The 18830-nt window shown below is 58.9% G+C and carries 17 protein-coding genes; 10 read left to right on the top strand and 7 right to left on the bottom strand.

From position 1 onward, the window contains the following. Positions 1–37 precede the first annotated feature (37 nt). The 5 genes from lolC (at position 38) to cobB (ending at position 5083) form a co-directional block, all read left to right on the top strand. The gene (gene lolC, locus ACJ8IL_RS08145; RefSeq protein ID WP_004941116.1) at positions 38–1240 is read left to right on the top strand and encodes a lipoprotein-releasing ABC transporter permease subunit LolC; all 1203 of its coding nucleotides are present in this window, start codon (positions 38–40) and stop codon (positions 1238–1240) included. Beyond that, the gene (gene lolD / locus ACJ8IL_RS08140) at positions 1233–1937 is read left to right on the top strand and encodes a lipoprotein-releasing ABC transporter ATP-binding protein LolD (protein ID WP_004941120.1); all 705 of its coding nucleotides are present in this window, start codon (positions 1233–1235) and stop codon (positions 1935–1937) included. Before lolC ends, lolD begins: the two co-directional genes overlap by 8 nt. Next, positions 1937–3184, top strand: a complete 1248-nt coding sequence (gene lolE, locus ACJ8IL_RS08135; protein ID WP_025302503.1) for a lipoprotein-releasing ABC transporter permease subunit LolE — start codon at positions 1937–1939, stop codon at positions 3182–3184. The genes lolD and lolE overlap by 1 nt, the downstream gene beginning before the upstream one ends. 53 nt (positions 3185–3237) lie before the next feature. Next, a complete protein-coding gene (gene nagK / locus ACJ8IL_RS08130; protein WP_442516477.1) occupies positions 3238–4155 on the top strand; it encodes an N-acetylglucosamine kinase in 918 nt (305 codons plus the stop codon). 91 nt (positions 4156–4246) lie between these two features. Continuing rightward, on the top strand, positions 4247–5083 hold the full coding sequence (gene cobB / locus ACJ8IL_RS08125) for a Sir2 family NAD+-dependent deacetylase (RefSeq protein ID WP_016928086.1): 837 nt from the start codon (positions 4247–4249) through the stop codon (positions 5081–5083). 48 nt (positions 5084–5131) lie between these two features. On the opposite strand, the gene potD is transcribed toward cobB, so the two are convergent. Beyond that, positions 5132–6175: a spermidine/putrescine ABC transporter substrate-binding protein PotD gene (potD, locus tag ACJ8IL_RS08120; RefSeq protein WP_049207158.1), complete on the bottom strand. Its 1044-nt coding sequence runs from the start codon at positions 6173–6175 to the stop codon at positions 5132–5134. 236 nt (positions 6176–6411) lie between these two features. Here potD and ACJ8IL_RS08115 point away from each other — a divergent pair, with 236 nt between their 5' ends. After that, on the top strand, positions 6412–7122 hold the full coding sequence (locus ACJ8IL_RS08115; protein WP_025302506.1) for a MurR/RpiR family transcriptional regulator: 711 nt from the start codon (positions 6412–6414) through the stop codon (positions 7120–7122). A 17-nt stretch (positions 7123–7139) separates the two neighbouring features. Here ACJ8IL_RS08115 and ACJ8IL_RS08110 read toward each other — a convergent pair whose 3' ends face one another. The 6 genes from ACJ8IL_RS08110 to ACJ8IL_RS08085 all read right to left on the bottom strand — a co-directional run bounded on the left by ACJ8IL_RS08110 (position 7140) and on the right by ACJ8IL_RS08085 (position 13364). After that, positions 7140–8525: a family 4 glycosyl hydrolase gene (locus tag ACJ8IL_RS08110; RefSeq protein WP_049207157.1), complete on the bottom strand. Its 1386-nt coding sequence runs from the start codon at positions 8523–8525 to the stop codon at positions 7140–7142. Positions 8526–8549: 24 nt separating this feature from the next. Next, a complete protein-coding gene (locus ACJ8IL_RS08105) occupies positions 8550–10109 on the bottom strand; it encodes a PTS transporter subunit EIIC (protein ID WP_442516476.1) in 1560 nt (519 codons plus the stop codon). A gap of 218 nt (positions 10110–10327) precedes the next feature. Next, the gene (gene potC, locus ACJ8IL_RS08100; RefSeq protein WP_033640617.1) at positions 10328–11110 is read right to left on the bottom strand and encodes a spermidine/putrescine ABC transporter permease PotC; all 783 of its coding nucleotides are present in this window, start codon (positions 11108–11110) and stop codon (positions 10328–10330) included. Beyond that, positions 11107–11967 (bottom strand): spermidine/putrescine ABC transporter permease PotB, encoded by an 861-nt coding sequence (gene potB / locus ACJ8IL_RS08095; RefSeq protein WP_025302510.1) that lies wholly within the window; start codon positions 11965–11967, stop codon positions 11107–11109. The genes potC and potB overlap by 4 nt, the downstream gene beginning before the upstream one ends. After that, positions 11951–13066, bottom strand: coding sequence for a spermidine/putrescine ABC transporter ATP-binding protein PotA (gene potA / locus ACJ8IL_RS08090; RefSeq protein ID WP_442516475.1), 1116 nt, complete (start codon positions 13064–13066; stop codon positions 11951–11953). The genes potB and potA overlap by 17 nt, the downstream gene beginning before the upstream one ends. Positions 13067–13091: 25 nt before the next feature. Further along, the gene (locus ACJ8IL_RS08085) at positions 13092–13364 is read right to left on the bottom strand and encodes a hypothetical protein (protein WP_101456414.1); all 273 of its coding nucleotides are present in this window, start codon (positions 13362–13364) and stop codon (positions 13092–13094) included. 57 nt (positions 13365–13421) lie between these two features. Between ACJ8IL_RS08085 and pepT the strand changes: the two genes are divergently transcribed. The 4 genes from pepT to ACJ8IL_RS08065 all read left to right on the top strand — a co-directional run bounded on the left by pepT (position 13422) and on the right by ACJ8IL_RS08065 (position 18642). Further along, the gene (gene pepT, locus ACJ8IL_RS08080) at positions 13422–14651 is read left to right on the top strand and encodes a peptidase T (protein ID WP_004941154.1); all 1230 of its coding nucleotides are present in this window, start codon (positions 13422–13424) and stop codon (positions 14649–14651) included. 313 nt (positions 14652–14964) lie between these two features. Then, the gene (locus tag ACJ8IL_RS08075; protein ID WP_060432907.1) at positions 14965–16092 is read left to right on the top strand and encodes a tail fiber domain-containing protein; all 1128 of its coding nucleotides are present in this window, start codon (positions 14965–14967) and stop codon (positions 16090–16092) included. Positions 16093–16249: 157 nt separating this feature from the next. Next, on the top strand, positions 16250–18373 hold the full coding sequence (locus tag ACJ8IL_RS08070; RefSeq protein ID WP_442516474.1) for an S-type pyocin domain-containing protein: 2124 nt from the start codon (positions 16250–16252) through the stop codon (positions 18371–18373). Then, positions 18370–18642, top strand: a complete 273-nt coding sequence (locus tag ACJ8IL_RS08065; RefSeq protein ID WP_015377598.1) for a hypothetical protein — start codon at positions 18370–18372, stop codon at positions 18640–18642. The genes ACJ8IL_RS08070 and ACJ8IL_RS08065 overlap by 4 nt, the downstream gene beginning before the upstream one ends. Positions 18643–18830 lie beyond the last annotated feature (188 nt).

The following is an 18830-nucleotide window of genomic DNA, read 5'->3' as shown; positions in this document are numbered from 1 at the left end:
ATCACTTTGCTTAAGCCACGGCTATCAAACGGATTTCATGTATCAACCTGTCGCGTTATTCATTGGCCTGCGCTACATGCGCGGGCGAGCCTCAGACCGCTTCGGGCGGTTTGTTTCCTGGCTTTCCACCATCGGCATTACGCTGGGGGTGATGGCGTTGGTCACCGTGCTGTCGGTGATGAACGGTTTCGAAAAGGATCTGGAGAACAACATCCTCGGCCTGATGCCGCAGGCGTTGGTCACCAGTCCACAGGGATCGGTCAACCCGCAGCAGCTGCCGGCCTCCGAGGTGCAGAAGCTGCAGGGCGTCACGCGCGTTGCGCCGCTGACCACCGGTGACGTGGTGCTGCAAAGCGCCCGCAGCGTGGCGGTTGGGGTGATGCTTGGCGTCAATCCCGACGAGGCCGATCCGCTAACCCCCTATCTGGTCAACGTCAAGCAGCAACAGCTGCAGCCGGGCCAATACAACATCATCATCGGCGAACAGCTGGCGGGGCAACTGGGCGTCAAGCGCGGCGATTCGCTGCGCGTGATGGTGCCGAGCGCCAGCCAGTTCACACCGATGGGCCGCATCCCCAGCCAGCGCCTGTTCACCCTCATCGGCACCTTCCATGCCAATAGCGAGGTGGACGGCTATCAGCTGTTGGTCAACCAACAGGATGCCTCGCGCCTGATGCGTTACCCGGCCGGCAACATCACCGGCTGGCGCCTGTTCCTGCAACAGCCGCTGACGGTCGATACCCTCAGCCAACAGGCGCTGCCGGCGGGCACCGTCTGGAAAGACTGGCGCGATCGCAAGGGCGAGCTGTTCCAGGCGGTGCGCATGGAGAAGAACATGATGGGGCTGCTGCTCAGCCTTATCGTGGCGGTGGCGGCGTTTAACATCATTACGTCGCTCGGCCTGCTGGTGATGGAGAAGCAGGGCGAGGTTGCCATTCTGCAGACCCAGGGGCTGACCCGCCGCCAGATCATGTCGGTATTCATGGTGCAGGGCGCCAGCGCCGGCATCATCGGTTCGCTGCTCGGCACGCTGCTCGGCGTGCTGCTGGCCACCAACCTGAATAACCTGATGCCGATCCTCGGCGCCTTGATCGACGGCGCTTCGCTGCCGGTGGCGGTCGATCCGCTGCAGGTAACGATCATCGCCGTGGTGGCGATGGCGGTTTCCCTGTTGTCCACGCTTTATCCTTCATGGCGCGCTGCCGCCGTACAACCCGCTGAGGCTTTACGTTATGAGTAACCATCTTTTGCTGCAGTGTGACAACCTGTGCAAGACCTATCAGGAAGGCAATCTGCACACCGACGTGCTGCGCAACGTCAGCTTTGCCATGCAGCAGGGCGAGATGATGGCGATCGTCGGCAGCTCGGGTTCCGGCAAGAGTACCCTGTTGCACCTGCTGGGCGGGTTGGACTCACCGACCTCCGGCGAGGTGATCTTCAAGGGCGAATCGTTGAACGCCATGTCTTCGGCTGCCAAGGCCGAGCTGCGCAACCGCCAGCTGGGCTTCATCTATCAGTTTCACCATCTGCTGCCGGACTTCACCGCGCTGGAGAACGCCGCCATGCCGCTGCTGATCGGTGGCGCCAAGCCGGCGCAGGCGCAGGAGAAGGCACGGGAGATGCTGGCGGCGGTCGGGCTGGAAAAACGCAGCAAGCACCGCCCGTCAGAGCTCTCCGGCGGCGAGCGTCAGCGCGTGGCAATCGCCCGCGCGCTGGTCAACAACCCGGCGCTGGTGCTGGCGGACGAACCGACCGGTAACCTGGACAAACGCACCGCGGACAGCATCTTCGATCTGCTGGGCGAGCTGAACGTGCGTCAGGGCACCGCTTTTCTGGTGGTGACGCACGATCTGCAGCTGGCCAAGCGCCTGAGCCGCCAGCTGGAAATGGCCGACGGCCACCTGCAGGCGCAGCTGACCCTGATGGGGGCCGAGTAATGGCGGGAGCCTCACTGTCCTTCCTGACGGCCCTGCGTTTCAGCCGCGGCCGTAAACGCGGCGGCATGGTGTCGCTGATCTCGGTCATCTCCACCATCGGCATTGCGCTGGGGGTGGCGGTGCTGATCGTCGGCCTGAGCGCGATGAACGGCTTTGAGCGCGAGCTGAAGAACCGCATTCTGGCGGTGGTGCCGCACGGCGAACTCGAGCCGGTCAACCAGCCGTTCAGCGGCTGGCCGTCGATTCTGCAGCGGGTGGAAAAGGTGCCGGGCATTGTGGCCGCCGCGCCGTACATCAACTTTACCGGCCTGATGGAGAACGGCGCGCAGCTGCGCGCCGTGGAAGTCAAAGGCGTTGATCCGCAGCAGGAGAGCCGGCTGAGCGCACTGCCGCAGTATGTGCAGGGCGACGCCTGGGCCAACTTCAAGCCCGGCGAGCAGCAGGTGATCCTCGGCAAGGGCGTGGCCGACGCACTGGGCGTCAAGCAGGGCGCCTATGTGACGGTGATGATCCCCAACAGCGACCCGGAAATGAAGCTGCTGCAGCCGAAGCGCATTCGTCTGCACGTAACCGGCATTTTGCAGCTCAGCGGCCAACTCGATCACAGCCTGGCGCTGGTGCCGCTGGCCGATGCGCAGCAGTATCTCGACATGGGTGACAGCGTCACGGGCATCGCCCTGAAGATGAACGACGTGTTCGCCGCCAACAAGCTGGTGCGCGACGCCGGCGAAGTGACCAATTCTTATATCTACATCAAAAGCTGGATCGGCAAGTACGGCTATATGTATCGCGACATCCAGATGATCCGCGCCATCATGTATCTGGCGATGGTGCTGGTGATCGGCGTAGCCTGCTTCAACATTGTCTCCACGCTGGTGATGGCGGTGAAAGACAAAAGCGCCGATATCGCGGTGCTGCGCACCCTGGGTGCCAAAGACGGTTTCATCCGCGCCATATTCATCTGGTACGGGTTGCTGGCCGGGTTGCTGGGCAGCCTGAGCGGCGTGGTGATCGGGGTGATCGCCTCGCTGCAGCTGACCAACATCATCCGGGGCATCGAGAAACTGGTCGGCCACTCCTTCCTGTCGGGCGATATCTACTTCATCGACTTCCTGCCTTCCGAGCTGCACTGGCTGGACGTGCTGATCGTGCTGGCAACCGCCATCGTGCTGAGCCTGTTGGCCAGTTGGTATCCGGCGAGGCGCGCCAGCCGCATCGACCCGGCGCGGGTGCTGAGCGGACAATAAAACCCACGGGGAGGCAGCGATGCCGCCCCGTTTTTTTAGCCTGGGGATGGGTTATGTACTACGGTTTCGATATGGGCGGCACCAAGATTGAGCTGGGGGTATTCGACGACAACCTGCAGCGCATTTGGCAAAAGCGGGTGCCGACGCCGCGTGAAGACTACCGGCAGCTGCTGGCCACGCTGTGCGATCTGACCCTTGAGGCGGATGCGTTCTGCGGCCGGCGCGGCAGCGTCGGCATCGGTATCCCGGGCCTGCCCAACGACGATGACGGCACGCTGTTTACCGCCAACGTGCCGGCGGCGATGGGGCGACCGCTGCCGCGCGATTTGGCGGCGCTGATCGGGCGCGAGGTACGGGTCGATAACGACGCCAACTGCTTTGCGCTGTCGGAGGCCTGGGACGACGAGTTTCGCCGCTACCCAACGGTGCTGGGCATCATTCTCGGCACCGGCGTAGGCGGCGGGTTGATCGTCGACGGCAAGACGGTGTCAGGGCGTAACTATATCGCCGGCGAGTTCGGCCATTTGCGCCTGCCGGTGGACGCGCTCGAGGTCTTGGGACGTGATGTGCCTCGCGTTGCCTGCGGGTGCGGCCATCAGGGTTGCATTGAAAACTACATATCGGGCCGCGGTTTCGAATGGATGTACGCCCATTTTTATGGCCGGCGCTTGCCTGCCACCGAGATCATTGCGCATTATCAGGCGGGTGAGCCGCAGGCGATGGCCCACGTCGACCGCTTTATGGACGTGCTGGCGATCTGCCTGGGCAACCTGCTGACGGTGCTGGATCCGCATCTGGTGGTGATCGGTGGCGGGTTGTCGAACTTCGACGCCATTTATCAGGCGTTGCCGCAGCGGCTGCCGGCGCACCTGCTGCGGGTGGCCCGGCTACCGCGCATCGAGAAAGCGCGCTATGGCGACGCCGGCGGCGTGCGCGGCGCAGCGTTTCTCAATTTGGCTCGCCCAAAGTAATGGGCGTTGCGGCCAGGCGTGAATATATGCAGCCAACAACGCCGCAACGTCCAGTAAGAAGGGTAAACAGGGAAAAGTAAGGAGAGAGTTAATGCACACTCGCCATCGGCTGTGTCAGTTTCGCAAGAGTAAGCATGTGCTGCATCAGCGCTTTCGTTCACGTATTTTTCACCGTGACACCATGGCGGCGGCAGAGCTGAAAAAGCCGTTTGTGGTGGTGTTGACCGGGGCCGGCATTTCGGCCGAGTCGGGCATTCGCACCTTCCGCGCCGCGGATGGGCTGTGGGAAGAGCACCGGGTGGAGGACGTCGCCACGCCGGAAGGTTTCCAGCGCGATCCGGCGCTGGTGCAGGCGTTTTACAACGAACGCCGCCGTCAGCTGCAAACGGAGGAGATCGTCCCGAACGCCGCGCACCGCGCGCTGGCGGATCTGGAAGAGTGGCTGGGGGACAACTTCCTGCTGGTCACGCAAAACATCGATAACCTGCATGAGCGCGCCGGCAGCAAGCGGGTGTTGCATATGCACGGCGAATTGCTGAAGGTGCGCTGCACCCAGTCGGGGCAGGTGTTCGAATGGCCCGGCGATCTCAGCGTCGACGATCGTTGCCATTGCTGCCAGTTCCCGGCGCCGCTGCGGCCGCACGTGGTGTGGTTCGGCGAGATGCCGCTGGGCATGGACGACATCTACCAGGCGCTGAGCAAGGCCGATTTCTTCGTCGCCATCGGCACTTCCGGCCACGTCTATCCGGCGGCCGGGTTCGTGCATGAGGCGCGGCTGGGCGGCGCCTACGCGATGGAGCTGAACCTGGAGCCGAGTCAGGTGGAAAGCCAGTTCGACGAGAAACACTACGGTCTGGCCAGTGAAGTGGTGCCGCGTTTTGTGCACAAATTCCTGGTGGGCAAGGTGGCGCGGGCCGACAGGCCCTGAGAAAGGCATCAGGGCGCACTGCGCGCCCTGATGTGATGGCGGGGCGTATTAGCGCCCGGCTTTCAACTTTTGGAAGTAGCTTTCGTACAGCGTGCTGGCGTCGCCGACGTCGTTTTGCCACTCTCCGTGCTCAATCACCGTCTTATCCGGGTAGAGAGACGGATCGTTGGCGATCTCCGGCGACAGCAGCTTCTTCGCCGCCAGGTTCGGCGTCGGGTAACCGATGGTCTCCGCCACCTGCACCGCGATTTCCGGCCGCAGCAGGAAGTCGATCAGCTTCAGCGCCCCTTCGACGTTGCGCGCGTTGGCCGGAATGGCCAGGCTGTCCATCCAGAAGATCCCGCCTTCCTTCGGCCAGACGATCTCCAGCGGCGTGCCGGCCTGGCGCGCCACAAAGGCCGAACCGTTCCACACCATGCCGACGTTGACTTCCCCTTCCATAAACGGGTTGCCCGGGTTGTCGGAGTTGAAGGCCAGCACGTTTGGCATCAATTTTTGCAGTTCGTGGTAGGCAGCTTCGATCTCCTTCGGATCGGTGGTGTTACCGGAATAGCCCAGCTTGAGCAGCGCCATTTGGAACACTTCGCGTGCGTCGTCAGTCAACAGCAGGCGGCCCTTGTACTGCGGTTGCCACAGATCGGCCCAGGCGGTAACGGTAGAGGGATCTTGCGCGTCGCTGTTAACGCCGATGGCAGTAGCGCCCCAGATGTAAGGAATGGAATAGTCGTTGTTGGGATCGAACGGCTTGTTCAGCAGGGTGGGATCGAGATCCTTGAAGTGGCTGAGCTTGCTCTTGTCGATTTTTTGCAGCATGCCTTCTTTGCTCATCTTGGCGATGAAGTAAGTGGAAGGCACCACCAGATCGTACGCGCCGTCTTTGTAGGTTTTCAGCTTGGCGTACATGCTTTCGTTGGATTCATAGGTGGAATAGATCACCTTGATGCCGGTTTCCTTGGTGAACTGCTCCAGCAGCCCCGGCGGGACGTATTCAGTCCAGTTATAGAAGTACAGTGTCTTGCCGTCAGAGGCGTTTGCAGAGCAGAAACTCAGCGCCATCATCCCGGCTGCGAGCAGATGTGACCACTTTTTCATGCAGCGTATCCTTCAGCAGTAGTGAGCCGAACCCGTATGGGCTGCCGTTTTCGGCCGCGCCATACCCCAGAAAGGGGCCATTATAGGGGCCGGGGCGGGGTGGGTAAAGGCGGTTATCCCGTTGGCAAATCAAGGGGTTCGGCGGCTTAAAGCGCATCACAATTTGTGTGTCTCGCGCTGGACAGGCGGTGAAGCGCGTGCGAAACAATAATTTTGGCGAATAAACGAGGGCGGCGATGAATTTCAAACAGGTCTTCAGCCAGGCGGAGCTCAGCAAGACGGATCTGACGATTTTGCACTGCATTCTCGACAACCCGGACGCCTGCATCGACGACGGCATCCGCGCGGTGTCCGCACGCTGCTACAGTTCCCCCTCGACGCTGGTGCGGCTGGCTAAAAAGCTGGGCTTTCGCGGCTATCTCGAACTGGTCTATTTCATCAAGTTCAACCTGACGATGGCGCCGGCCTACCAGGTGGAACGCCCTACGTCGGCGGCACCGCCGGCCCAGCAGGCGCAGTTTCTCGATCTGCTCGACAGCGGCAAGATCCTGATCCACGGCAGCGGTTTTTCACAGCTGGTGGCGCAGTATATGTACAACAAGTTTATGACGCTGGGCGTAGACAGTTACCTGTCGCTGTGGCCGGATTTCGACATTCTTGACCGCGAGACGCGCTTTCGCTTCGACATGGTGATCGTGATTTCAAAGTCGGGCAACAGCGGCTCGGCGCTGAGCTGGAGCGAGGCGGTGAAGCGTAATCACATTCTGCTGGCGGCCTTCTGCGGCGACGGCGACAGCCCGCTGGCGCAGCAGGCCGATATGACCTTTCTGTTTGAGGATCGGCAAAAATACGATCACGATATCTACTATCCCAACCCATTTTTCGGCCACTGTCTGTTGGGATTCGAGAATGTGATCACCGCCTGGTTTGAACGACGCGGCCGCTGACGGCCGCATCGCACCGTTTAGCGCCAGTGCCTGGCATACTGACGGTGGGCCAGCAGGTACTCCTCCACCAGCGTTTTCGCCAGCGAGTAGGAGTTGACCAGCGGGTGCACCATCAGCGCCTTGATGGCCAGTTGGCGGTTGCCGGTCAGGATCGCCGCCACCGCCAGCCGTTCGTACTCTTTCACCTGCGAAATCAGGTTTTTCTGGGTGTCGGGAATATCGCGCATTTTGACCGGCTGAATCCCGGCGCTGCTCAATTCGCAGCTGATTTCGATCACGTCTTCCGGGTGCAGAAAATCGAGCGTGTCGCGGTTTTGCATCGATACCACTACGCGTTTTTGCCGGCCGCTGTTGACCGCCTCCAGAATGTCGATCGCCACCCCGGCATAGCCGCCGCTGTCCGGCTGCTCGATAAACTGTTGCAGCGTCAGCATCTCACGTTTTTTCACCTTGCCCTGGTTGGACTCGCGCTGCATGTAGGAGTTTTCGCGCTGCAGATAATGGCTGAAGTAGACAGAGAAGGCGTGTTCCAACTGGTGGGGGATGTCCAGCTCGCCTAACTCTGACAGCATTTGGCGGTTGATCGCCGCGATTTGTTCGCCGCGGGTCTCGCCGCCCGCGACGATGGCGGCGATCGCCTGCTCACGGTAGTAGTAATAGTAGAGATACTCGTTGAGCATCAAATTGTCTGACAGCGCCACCAGCTCCGGCGAGAAGTATTTCATGCAGGTATCGCGATACAGGCGCGGATCCGCCAGCAACTGTTCCGTGACCGGCTCGCCGTTGACGCGCGCATTGCGGAACCAGGAAAGATGGTTGAGGCCGAAGCAGTCGACGCTCAGTTGGTCTTCGCGGCAGTCCAGCAGCTCGGCCAGTTCGCGGATAAACTCGCTGGGGGCGTCGCAGATGCCGTAGACCCGGCGCTGGAAGCCGGATTTGATGATCGCCTCGGTCACCATGCCGGAAGGATTGGTGAAGTTGAACAAGACCGCCGCCGGCGAGGAAACCTGCTCGATCAGGCGGCAATAGTCGAGGATCGCCGGAATTGAACGCATCGCCATGGCGAAGCCGCCGGCGCCGGTGGTTTCTTGCCCGAGCAACTGGTGATTGAGCGCGATGCGCTCGTCATGGATGCGGCCTTCCTCGCCGCCGATGCGCAGGGTGGTGATGATGTAATCGGCGTCTTGCAGCGCCTGGCGCGGATCGCTGCTGAGGCTGAAAGCAATGTCGCCGCGAATGCGCTGGAATACGCCCTGCGCGAGGGCGCCGTAGATCGCCAGATGGCGCTCATCGGTATCCATAAACACCACTTCGGTAATGCCGATGCGATGGGCGTTATAGGCGATGGATTTGGCGAGGAACGGGGAACGCACGCCGCCGCCGCCGAGAACGGTTAATTTCATTCGATATCTCCCATTAATAAAGCGTTAGAGTGCCGCTAAATATTTCTCTACCTGATTTTTGACCTTGCCGACCGTGACGCCGTAAATCACCTGCACTTCACGGCGATTCTTCACCACGCCTTTGGCGCCGGTACTTTTCAACGCGACCTCATCCACCCGCGCCATATCCTTTAATTCCACCCGCAGCCGGGTAAAGCAGTTATCGACGGAAATAATGTTTTCCTTGCCACCCAGCGCGCGAATAATGATGCCGCTTGGCTCGTCCGGGGTATTTTTACGGTTCCGGTAATCCTGTTTGGAATAGAGTTTGACGTCCTGATCATCTTCACGGCCCGGCGTCTTCAGATTGAGCTTCAGCACCAGCGTTTTGAACACCAGGTAATACACCGCAAACTGCACCAGCCCGATGACCACATACAGCGGCCAGCGGGTGAGGGAGACCGGCAGTGGCAGGTTGTAGGCCAGGAACTCGACCAGCCCGCTGGCGCCCCAGGGGCGCACTTGGAACAGGTTGCAGGCTACCTGCGAGAGCGCGGTCAACACGGCGTGGATCACCCACAGCAGCGGAGAGATAAACAGGAAGGTGAACTCTATCGGCTCGGTGATGCCGACCAGGATCGAGGTGGTGATGGCCGGGATCAGAATCGCCTTGGCCAGCATTTTCTTTTCCGGTTTGGCGGTGTGATAGAAAGCCAATGCCGCGCCCGACAGGCCGAAGATGGTCACCATCCCTTGCTGCGAGAAACGCAGCGCCTCGTTCATCAGCGGCGAGATGCTTGGGTCGCGCATGTAGGCCAGGAAAATCGCCTGCGAGCCGGAGACGGTCTGGCCGTCTTGTACGATCGAACCGCCGATACTGGTGAGCTGGAACGGCGACCAGATAAAGTGGTGCAGCCCGGTGGGGATCAGGAATTTCTCGAAGAAGCCGTAGACGAATACCCCGAGCGAGCCGGCGCTTTTCATAAAGCCGGTAAGCGCGATCAGGCCCTGTGAGATAGCCGGCCACAGGTAGCTGAAGGCGACGGCGTACAGCATGATGATCGGCGTCATGGCAATCAGCACCAGCTTGGCGCCGCCGTAGACCGAGAACACGCCGTTGAGTTCGACGTTGCACAGGCGGTTATGCACCCAGGCAATCGTGACGCCGAGGATAAGACCGAGGAAAATGCCCATATCTACCACGGTAAATCCCAGCAGTTCCGTTTGCCCGGTGCCGTAATACTCACCGTTGATCTTGGCCGCGACGTGGCCGCTGAATTGCAGATAAGACGAATTGGCGCCGAGGAACATGATAAAGCACATCACCGCGACCAGCGCCGCTTCGCTTTTCTTGTCTTTGGCCAGGCCGTAGGTAATACCGATACAGAAAATCAGCCCGAGATTGCCGAATAACGGCCAGAAGGTATCGCCGATCATTTTACCGATAGAGAAGACGGCGGAATGTTCATTGATTAATGTGGCATTGGTAAGAATAGAACTGAGCGCCAGAATCAGACCGATTACCGGCAGGAAAAATATCGGCCCCATCATGGCTTTGGAGAAAAGCTGCAGCTTATTTAAGATATTATCGATAATACCTTTCATGGCAGTTCCTTTTTATATTTTAATGGATGACGACGTTGCTGAATAAACTCCCTGAAAGCGAGAAAAAATAAGGCGCCTTGCCTGGATTCAGTTATAGGGGGAAGTTTTCGCCGCTGCAATCGGCGGGGCGGAAATAGGCACCGATGGTCAGAGAGTGACAACCGGTGCCGGTTGTGAAGGGGATCACAACCGGGCGCTGCGGCGCCCGGCGGGAAGGATTATTCTGCCTTGGGCGCGCGATCGCGCATCACCCACTGGCTGGCGATCACCAGCACCAGCGACAGCAGCAGCAAAATGGTGGCCAGCGCATTGACCTCCGGCGAGACGCCGACTTTCACCATCGAGTAGATCTTCAGCGGCAAAATCTCGTAGCTCGGCCCGGTGACGAAGGAGGAGACGACCACGTCGTCCATCGACAGGGTGAAGCTCAGCAGCCAACCGGCCGCCACCGCCGGCATCGCCAGCGGCAGGATGATTTTGCGCAGGATGGTGAACTCGCTTGCGCCGAGATCGCGCGCGGCTTCCAGCATCTTCACGTCGAAGCCTTTCAGGCGCGCGTAGACGGTCACCACCACGAACGGCAGGCAGAAGGTGATGTGCGAGAACAGCAGCGACCAGAAGCCGAGCGAAATGCCCAGCAGCATGAACAGCACCAGCAGCGAGATGGCCATTACGATGTCCGGCGACATCATCACCACGAACAGCATGCCGCCGACGAACGGCTTGCCGCGAAAGCGGTAGCGGTACAGCGCCACCGCGGTCAGCGAGCCGATCAGGGTGGCGAAGGTGGCGGAGAGCACCGCCATGGTCAGCGAGTGCCCCGCGGCCTGCAGCAGGCTGTCGTTATTCAGCAGCGTGCTGTACCACTTGGCGGTGAACCCTTGCCAGTTGATGCCAAAGCGCGAGGCGTTGAAGGAGTTGACGATCAGGATGACGATCGGGATATACAGATAGGCGTATACCAGCGTCATAAAGCCGCCGCGCAGCAGACGTCCGATCATGCCAGATCCTCCTTCTTGTTCAGCAGGCGTGCGGCCCGGTAATAGACCAGCAGCAACAGCCCCATCACCAGCGTCAGGCAGATGCTGGTGGCCGCGCCGAACGGCCAATCGCGGATATTGAGGAACTGGCTTTTAATCACGTTGCCGATCAGCAGGTTTTTGGCGCCGCCCATCAGATCGGCGACGAAGAACAGCCCCATCGCCGGCAGCACCACCAGCAGGCAGCCGGCGATAATGCCCGGCATGGTCAGTGGCACGATGATGCGGATAAAGGTCTGCAGCTTGCTGGCGCCGAGATCGCGCGCCGCCTCCAGACAGGACTTATCGAGCTTTTCGATGCTGGAGTAGAGCGGCATCACCATAAACGGCAGCAGAATATACACCAGGCCGAGGATCACCGCTTCCGAGGTGTACATGATGCGCAGCGGCTTGTCGATGACGCCGATCCACAGCAGCGCGTCGTTGAGATAGCCGCGGGTGCTGAGAAACAGCTTCAGGCCGTAGATGCGGATCAGCGAGTTGGTCCAGAAGGGCACGATCAGCAGAAACAGCAGCAGCGGCCGCACCTTCTGCGGCAAGCGCGCCAGGATAAAGGCGAACGGATAGCCGATCACCAGGCAGCACAGGGTGGCGATCAGCGCCATGTTCAGCGAGTGCAGCAGCACCTGGGCGTACAACGGGTCGAACAAGCGCCGGTAGTTATCCAGCGTGAACACCATCTGCACCAGATTGGCGTCGTCGCGGGTCAGGAAGCTGGTGCCGATGATCATCAGGTTCGGCATGAACACGAACAACAGCAGCCAGGCGACGACGCCGACGATCACCACATTCTGGAAGACTTTACGCGATTTCTTCATCGGCCAGCACCACCTCCCAGCTTTCGACCCAGGTCACCGCCATCTTCTGGTTGAGCGAGTGATCGACGTCCGGATCGTCTTCGTTGAAGAACTCGCTGACCATCACCGTTTTGCCGTTCTCCAGCTCGACCACCGACTCCAGCGTCATGCCTTTGTAGTTGCGCTCACGCACGTAACCGATCAGCCCGTCGTGCTGCGCGCTGTCGTTCACTTCTTCCACCCGCAGATCTTCCGGGCGCAGCAGCACCTTCAGCTTTTGGCCCGGCTCCACCGGCAGATCGGCATAGATGTCGCACTCGCGGCCTTCGACGTTGGCGCGCACCCGCTGTGAATCGAGACGTTGCAAAACCACCGCGTCGAAGATGTTAATCTCGCCGATGAAGCTGGCGACGAACAGATTCTTCGGCTCTTCGTAGATCTCACGCGGCGTGCCGTCCTGCTCGATGCGGCCTTCGCGCATCACCACGATGCGGTCCGACATGGTCAGCGCTTCTTCCTGATCGTGGGTGACGAACACGAAGGTGATGCCCAGCTTGCGCTGCAGCGCCTTCAGCTCGTTCTGCATCTGCTTGCGCAGCTTGTAGTCCAGCGCCGACAGCGATTCGTCCAGCAGCAGCACTTTCGGCTTGTTGACCACCGCGCGGGCGATGGCCACGCGCTGCTGTTGGCCACCGGAGAGCTGGCCCGGCCGGCGCTTGGCGAACGTATCCAGCTGCACCATGCGCAGCGCCTCTTCGACGCGCGGCGTCAGTTCCGCCGCTGGCACCTTTTGCATGCGCAGGCCGAAGGCGACGTTGTCGAACACTGACATGTGCGGAAACAGAGCGTAGCTCTGAAACACGGTGTTGACGTGGCGATGCTCGGCCGCAATGGCGGTGATGTCCTGGCCGTCGAGCGCGATGCGGCCCCGATCGGCGTCTTCCAGACCGGCGATCAGGCGCAGCACCGTGGTTTTGCCACAGCCGGAGGGGCCGAGAATGGTGAGGAATTCGCCGTGGTTAATCGTCAGTTCAAGATCGGCAATGATGGTTTTGCCATCGAACGCTTTGCTCAGGGCATGCAGTTCAACAAGGGGAGTCGGAGAGGATGTCTCAGTCATTTATCGTATTACTCTATCCCGTGGGCTAATGCAGATAGAACCGCAACTGGAAAAGACTGCCGGAGCTTGCGGGATGCCCGCTGATCAAATGAAGCTCAAACCAGTTGCGCCAATGGAAATTTTTCGAGCGCGCATGATAGACGCTGAATGCCGGAATTGAAAGCCGATCCGGCCCAGATGCCGCGTTTTTCATCATGATAGCGACAAATGACCCTGTGATGACAGTGTTATTTCCCTCAGAAATCATCACAAAGATTAATGATATTGGCGAATTCTGGTTAAAAATGACCTGACGCAATATTTGATCCTGATCGGTTCCGCATAATGAAACGCGATATTCTGAGGGGCCGCTACCATGGACAAATTACTTGACCGCTTTTTCAACTACGTCTCTTTCGACACCCAGTCCAAAGCGAACGTAAAGCATGTGCCGAGCACCGACGGGCAGTTGAAGCTGGCGCGCGCGTTGCAGCAGGAAATGATCGCGCTCGGTTTCGAGCGGGTGTCGCTCAGCGAACACGGCTGCGTGATGGGCACCTGGCCGGGCAACGTCGCCTGGCCGGTGCCGGCGGTCGGTTTTATCGCCCACCTGGATACTTCGCCGGATTTCAGCGGCAAACACGTCAATCCGCAGATCGTCGAGAACTATCGCGGCGGCGACATTGCGCTCGGCATCGGTGATGAAGTGCTGTCGCCGGTGATGTTCCCGATCCTGCACCAGATGCTGGGGCAGACGCTGATCACCACCGATGGCAAAACGCTGCTGGGCGCCGACGACAAGGCCGGCATCGCCGAGATCCTCACCGCCATGGTGCGCCTGCGCGCGCGCAAAATCCCGCACGGCGACATCCGCGTGGCCTTCACCCCGGACGAGGAGGTGGGCAAAGGGGCGCAGCTGTTCGACGTGGCGGCCTTCAATGCCGAATGGGCTTACACCGTGGACGGCGGCGGCGTCGGCGAGTTGGAGTGCGAGAACTTCAACGCCGCCTCGGTGACGATCAAAATCCTCGGCAACAGCGTGCACCCCGGCAGCGCCAAGGGCGTGATGGTCAACGCGCTGTCGCTGGCGACCCGCATTCATCAGGCACTGCCGGCGGACGAAGCGCCGGAGACCACCGAAGGCTACCAGGGCTTTTATCACCTCAGCAGCATCAAGGGCAGCGTGGAGCGCGCCGAAATGCACTATATCTTGCGCGACTTCGAGCGTGAGGGGTTTGAGGCGCGTAAGCGCAAGATGGTGGACATCGCTCGCGAGGTCGGCAAAGGTCTGCCCCGCGATTGCTATATCGAAGTGAGCATCGAAGACAGCTATTACAACATGCGCGAACAGGTGGCGGAGCACCCGCACGTGATTGCGCTGGCGCAGCAGGCGATGCGCGACTGCGACATCGAACCGGTGATGAAACCGATCCGCGGCGGCACCGACGGCGCGCAGCTGTCGTTTCGCGGCCTGCCGTGCCCGAACCTGTTCACCGGTGGCTACAACTACCACGGCAAGCACGAGTTCGTGACGCTGGAGGGCATGGAGCAAGCGGTGGCGGTGATCATGCGCATCGCGGCGCTGGCCGCCGAGCGGGCGCGGTAAACCCCTTCGTTCCCCGGCCGGCTTGCGCCGGCCCGTATTCCTTTTTCTGATATGCCCGGAGGGGCTCAGCGCGCCCGCCGTTCTCTGCTTCTGTTCTCTTTATAGTTCCCGCCGCTTGGTTGTCCCGTTCATCACACAACCCGTGGTGAGGGAATCCCATTATTCTTCGAGATAAAGTTCTGGTTATGCATACAGTGTTGCTGTGTGCTTAACCGGTTTTACAGCTTCGGTGCGGTGAGCCCAGTGGCCGGGGAATGCTGGGGGAATGAGCGCTGTTAACCGCCATCAAACAGGACGTAAGAGGGTAACAATCATGGCAGAAGAAAAGAAAAATGCGCAGGTGATTAACGGCGTTAATGACGATATCGCGGAACTGAAATCGCTTTCTACGCTGCGCCAGCGCGTGGTCAGCGACGGTGAAATCGTCTCCAAATCGGCCAACGGTTTTCGGCTGGCAAATGGCAATACCGGCGTGATGCTGCGTAATGATGGACGCGATTTTTATGCGCTGACGACGCCGGGTGGCCAAGCGCTTAACGGACAGTGGAACACCCTGCGCCCGTTCTCGTTCAATTTGGCGTCTGGCCGGGTTGCCTTGCGCAATGGGGTGGACATTTCCGGCGGGGCGATGGTCTCGCACAACGCGGGTATCTCCACCTCGACCACTGGTCCGATCCCGCTTATCAATGGACAAATCTATTATTCTTCCCCTGTTGAGAGCAAGTTCACCAGCGGCGATAAGACCTCAACGATGCTGATGGGCTCACGGATTGTCGGCAATGAGCAGGATTACGGCCTGCTGTCTTATCGTGACATGAAAGGAAACTGGAACGAACTCCAGGTGAAGCCTAACGCTGAGCTTTCGGTGGGGCAATTGACCAAGCGCAATCCCAATGGCTGGTTCTGGGCTGAAGGGGTTGTCAAAAAAAATGACGCGTTAAGCGTCACCCATGGTCTGCACCTGCAGGGAAATGGAAGAGTCTATGCCAACCTGTACCTTGGCGAGCGGATACGGGAAAACCAGTTTGTGGAGATTCAGGTTGGTGATGACAAAAGCAGTGGCCTATTTGAATTCCGTAATAATGGAAACGCCTTCACCAACGGCGCTTGGCACAGCAGCTCCGACGCCCGCATGAAAACGGACATCACCCAAATTGACGGCGCATTGGACAAGCTGGCCAAGATAGGCGGCTACACCTACCTCAAACAGGGCGTGCCGGAGGCCGGGGTGATCGCTCAGGAAGTGGAGAGCGTATTGCCGCAGTCGGTAACCCAAACCGAATTGAAGCTCAACGACGGCAGCGTGCTGAAGGACGCGCGGGGCATCAATATCAACGGCGTGGTGGCGTTGCTGGTTGAGGCGCTTAAGGAAGAGCGAGCGGCCCGAGAAGGGTTGGAATCGCGGTTGGCGGCGTTGGAAGGCATGATTTCCAGCCAATAACGATAATAAAACGGCGATTTATTCAATCTCTCCAAACCGGGAATCAAATTGAGAACTCAGCGACGCGGAAATATTTTTGCATGTCGACGTTTGCCAGACAGGGAATAAATCGCCTTCAGTGCATCTGATGGAATAGTAATATCCAGGAGAAAATAATATGCCACAGGAACTGAATGGCCATGGTCCTACCGCTGGAGATTATATGGGCGGCAGCGGCGATAATCTCAATGCTCGACCTGATGGTTCGACGCCAGGCGGCTCGAACGGTAATGGCGGCAGAGACAGTAGTATCAGTGGGAACTCCCGAGAGGCTGCGAAGCAACGACAGGTCAATGCCATCAAAAATGACCCTAGCGTCAAGAGTATACTGGGTAGTTTGCTAAAAATAAGACGAGCCCTTGCACCTTATGCCTCAGTATCTTTGACGGGGTTGGATGATAGTGGCAGATTGCAGGTTCAGGTAAGTGACGTTCGCGCGGTTGATGAAATAGGTGTGCGTAACGCATTAAAGTCTGAGCCACAATTAAAAAATGTCATTGGTTTTGATTTTAATAAGTCTGGAGTGACCGGTTTTGTCGGTCATATTGATACTGGCCATAAGATCGGTAATTATCAGAGTGCACCCAACGGGAACAGTAATGGTAACAATTCTACCGCTGAAGATAAGGTGTCATTAGCCACCTATTCCGAGGTGCTTAATGGAAAAATCCCGCCGGGTTTCTGGCTTGATAATAATAGGATGATGACCGAAATTACGGAGCAATATGAAATCAACGGAGGCGGCAAAGGGGACGATCGCACAGGGTATCGGCAACGCAATGTCGAAGTACCTTCTTTGACCTCGGCCTATCAACAATTTAAACAGGTAGAACGAGAAGTGGCCGAAGAGGCCCGTAAAGCTGAGGAGGCCCGAAAGGCGGAAGAGGCCCGCAGAGTCGAAGAGGCTCGTAAGGCTGAAGAGGCTCGCAAAGCCGAGGAAGCCCGTAAGGCTGAAGAGGCCCGCAAGGTGGAAGCCGCCAGAAAAGCGTTGTTCGCTAAAGCGGGTATTATGGACGCTCCGGCGTATACGCCGGAAAAGCTAAAAGCGGCCAATGCGGCGCTGGCGGCGGCAGGCGCCATGGTGCTCAACCGCGCCCCCGCCATGCTGCAGACGTCGATGGTCGGGCAAGGTGTGATGACGACCACGAGCGAACTGGCCGGCTGGGCAGCGAGCGCATCGTGGCGGGCGGCCTACGAAGTCGGCAGTATACGCGCCGGCACCGCGGTCGCCGCCGGATCGGTGCTGGGGGCTTTTGCTCTCGGCTTCTACCCGACGGAGGTCGGTGCAGGGAGTGATCGGGTGCCCGGGCGGGATGTCAATCTGTTTGCCCTTCAGGCGAGCCTGGCGGCGGCGGGCAGGGCGACCATTCAGCCCGGCATGACCTCGGTCGATTTGCCGGTGCGCGGGTTTATCACCACCGACGACGACGGGAGACAGAGCGTTAACTTTGTCAGGACGGGGGTTGGCGGCGTATCGCCGAGCGTGCCGGTATTCAGACCCGTTCGCGATGAGCTGACAGGGCTGGACAAAATCACGCTGCCGGCGGTGGCGGGCGCACCGGCGAGGACGATACTGATCAACCCGGTGCCGACCGGACCGGCAGCGCCGGCGCATACCGGCAACGGCTCACCGGGGCCCAAATCGCCAGTGCATACCGGCACCGGCATCAGGCAGGCGGACAGCATCGTGGTCACCACCTTCCCGGCGGATGTGGTGCAGGATCTGCAAGATTTTATCCTGTGGCAGCCGGATGCGACGGAGATTGGTGTAGAGGCCATCTATGTGATGGTGAGCAAGCCCTATGGTGAAACCAACGCCAGGGGTAAATACAGCGGTCGTGAATACAATACTAATAAAGCTGGAGGCCCCATTCAGAACCTGGATTGGAAAGGGGCCAGCATCGACCGTGCCGGCGTGGATAAGGTGAAGCTGCATACTGGGCGTTTTACAGAGTCAGACGCTAACAAAGTGATGATCGGCCGCCTGGAAAAGATCTTGAAGGGAGAACTGCCTCCCACCGATACTGACAGGCGATTTTATACACATGAGATCAGGGAATTGGAGCGTTATCGCAATTTGGGTATTAGAGATGGCTCGGTGCCAGATAATCAAGGAGAAGTGTGGAATAATACGCATACTGCGACGTTGGAAGATTATCAATTAGGCAACAGCGAGGCTTTGCTCTATACGCAGGAGGCTTTAGAGGCTGCTGAACAACAAGAGTTGAGGATGCTAAAATGATTGATTTAGAACGCTTGGCAAAAGAAGAAAAAATTTCTGACGTCATTGCCTTTTTGGTGAGAAATGAGGATGGGTTTGGTTATCCCCAAATGGACCGATTCTTTAGTCGCCATAATTTCACAGTAATTGGGAATGGTGAATTCAGGCGGGTGTTCGAACAGTTACGTCAGAATGGCGTTATTGAATGGGGTGACAAAATGCTTGTTAAAAAAGGCCCCAACTGGAAAGAGCCGAAATTCGTAACCGAGAAAAAATACGGTATCGAATAGCCATAGTTATGGTCTGATTAGTGCATCTTTAACCCCCAGCAAACGAAAGTTTGTTGGGGGTTTTCTTTTTTGGCAGGTGGAAGGGCACCGTAACGAGAGCCTTTTGCCGGGGGCTAAAGTAGCGGCGCCCGCTATTTTTGTCGCAGGCTAACGTGCGGACACTGTAGTTAAAACGGGACGCTTGCGAT

Source organism: Serratia sp. CY47444, from assembly GCF_052168635.1.
In the GTDB taxonomy this organism is placed as follows: Bacteria; Pseudomonadota; Gammaproteobacteria; order Enterobacterales; family Enterobacteriaceae; genus Serratia; species Serratia bockelmannii.
Note: the sequence above shows the minus strand (reverse complement) of the source record. Positions and strands in the feature narration are given on the sequence as shown.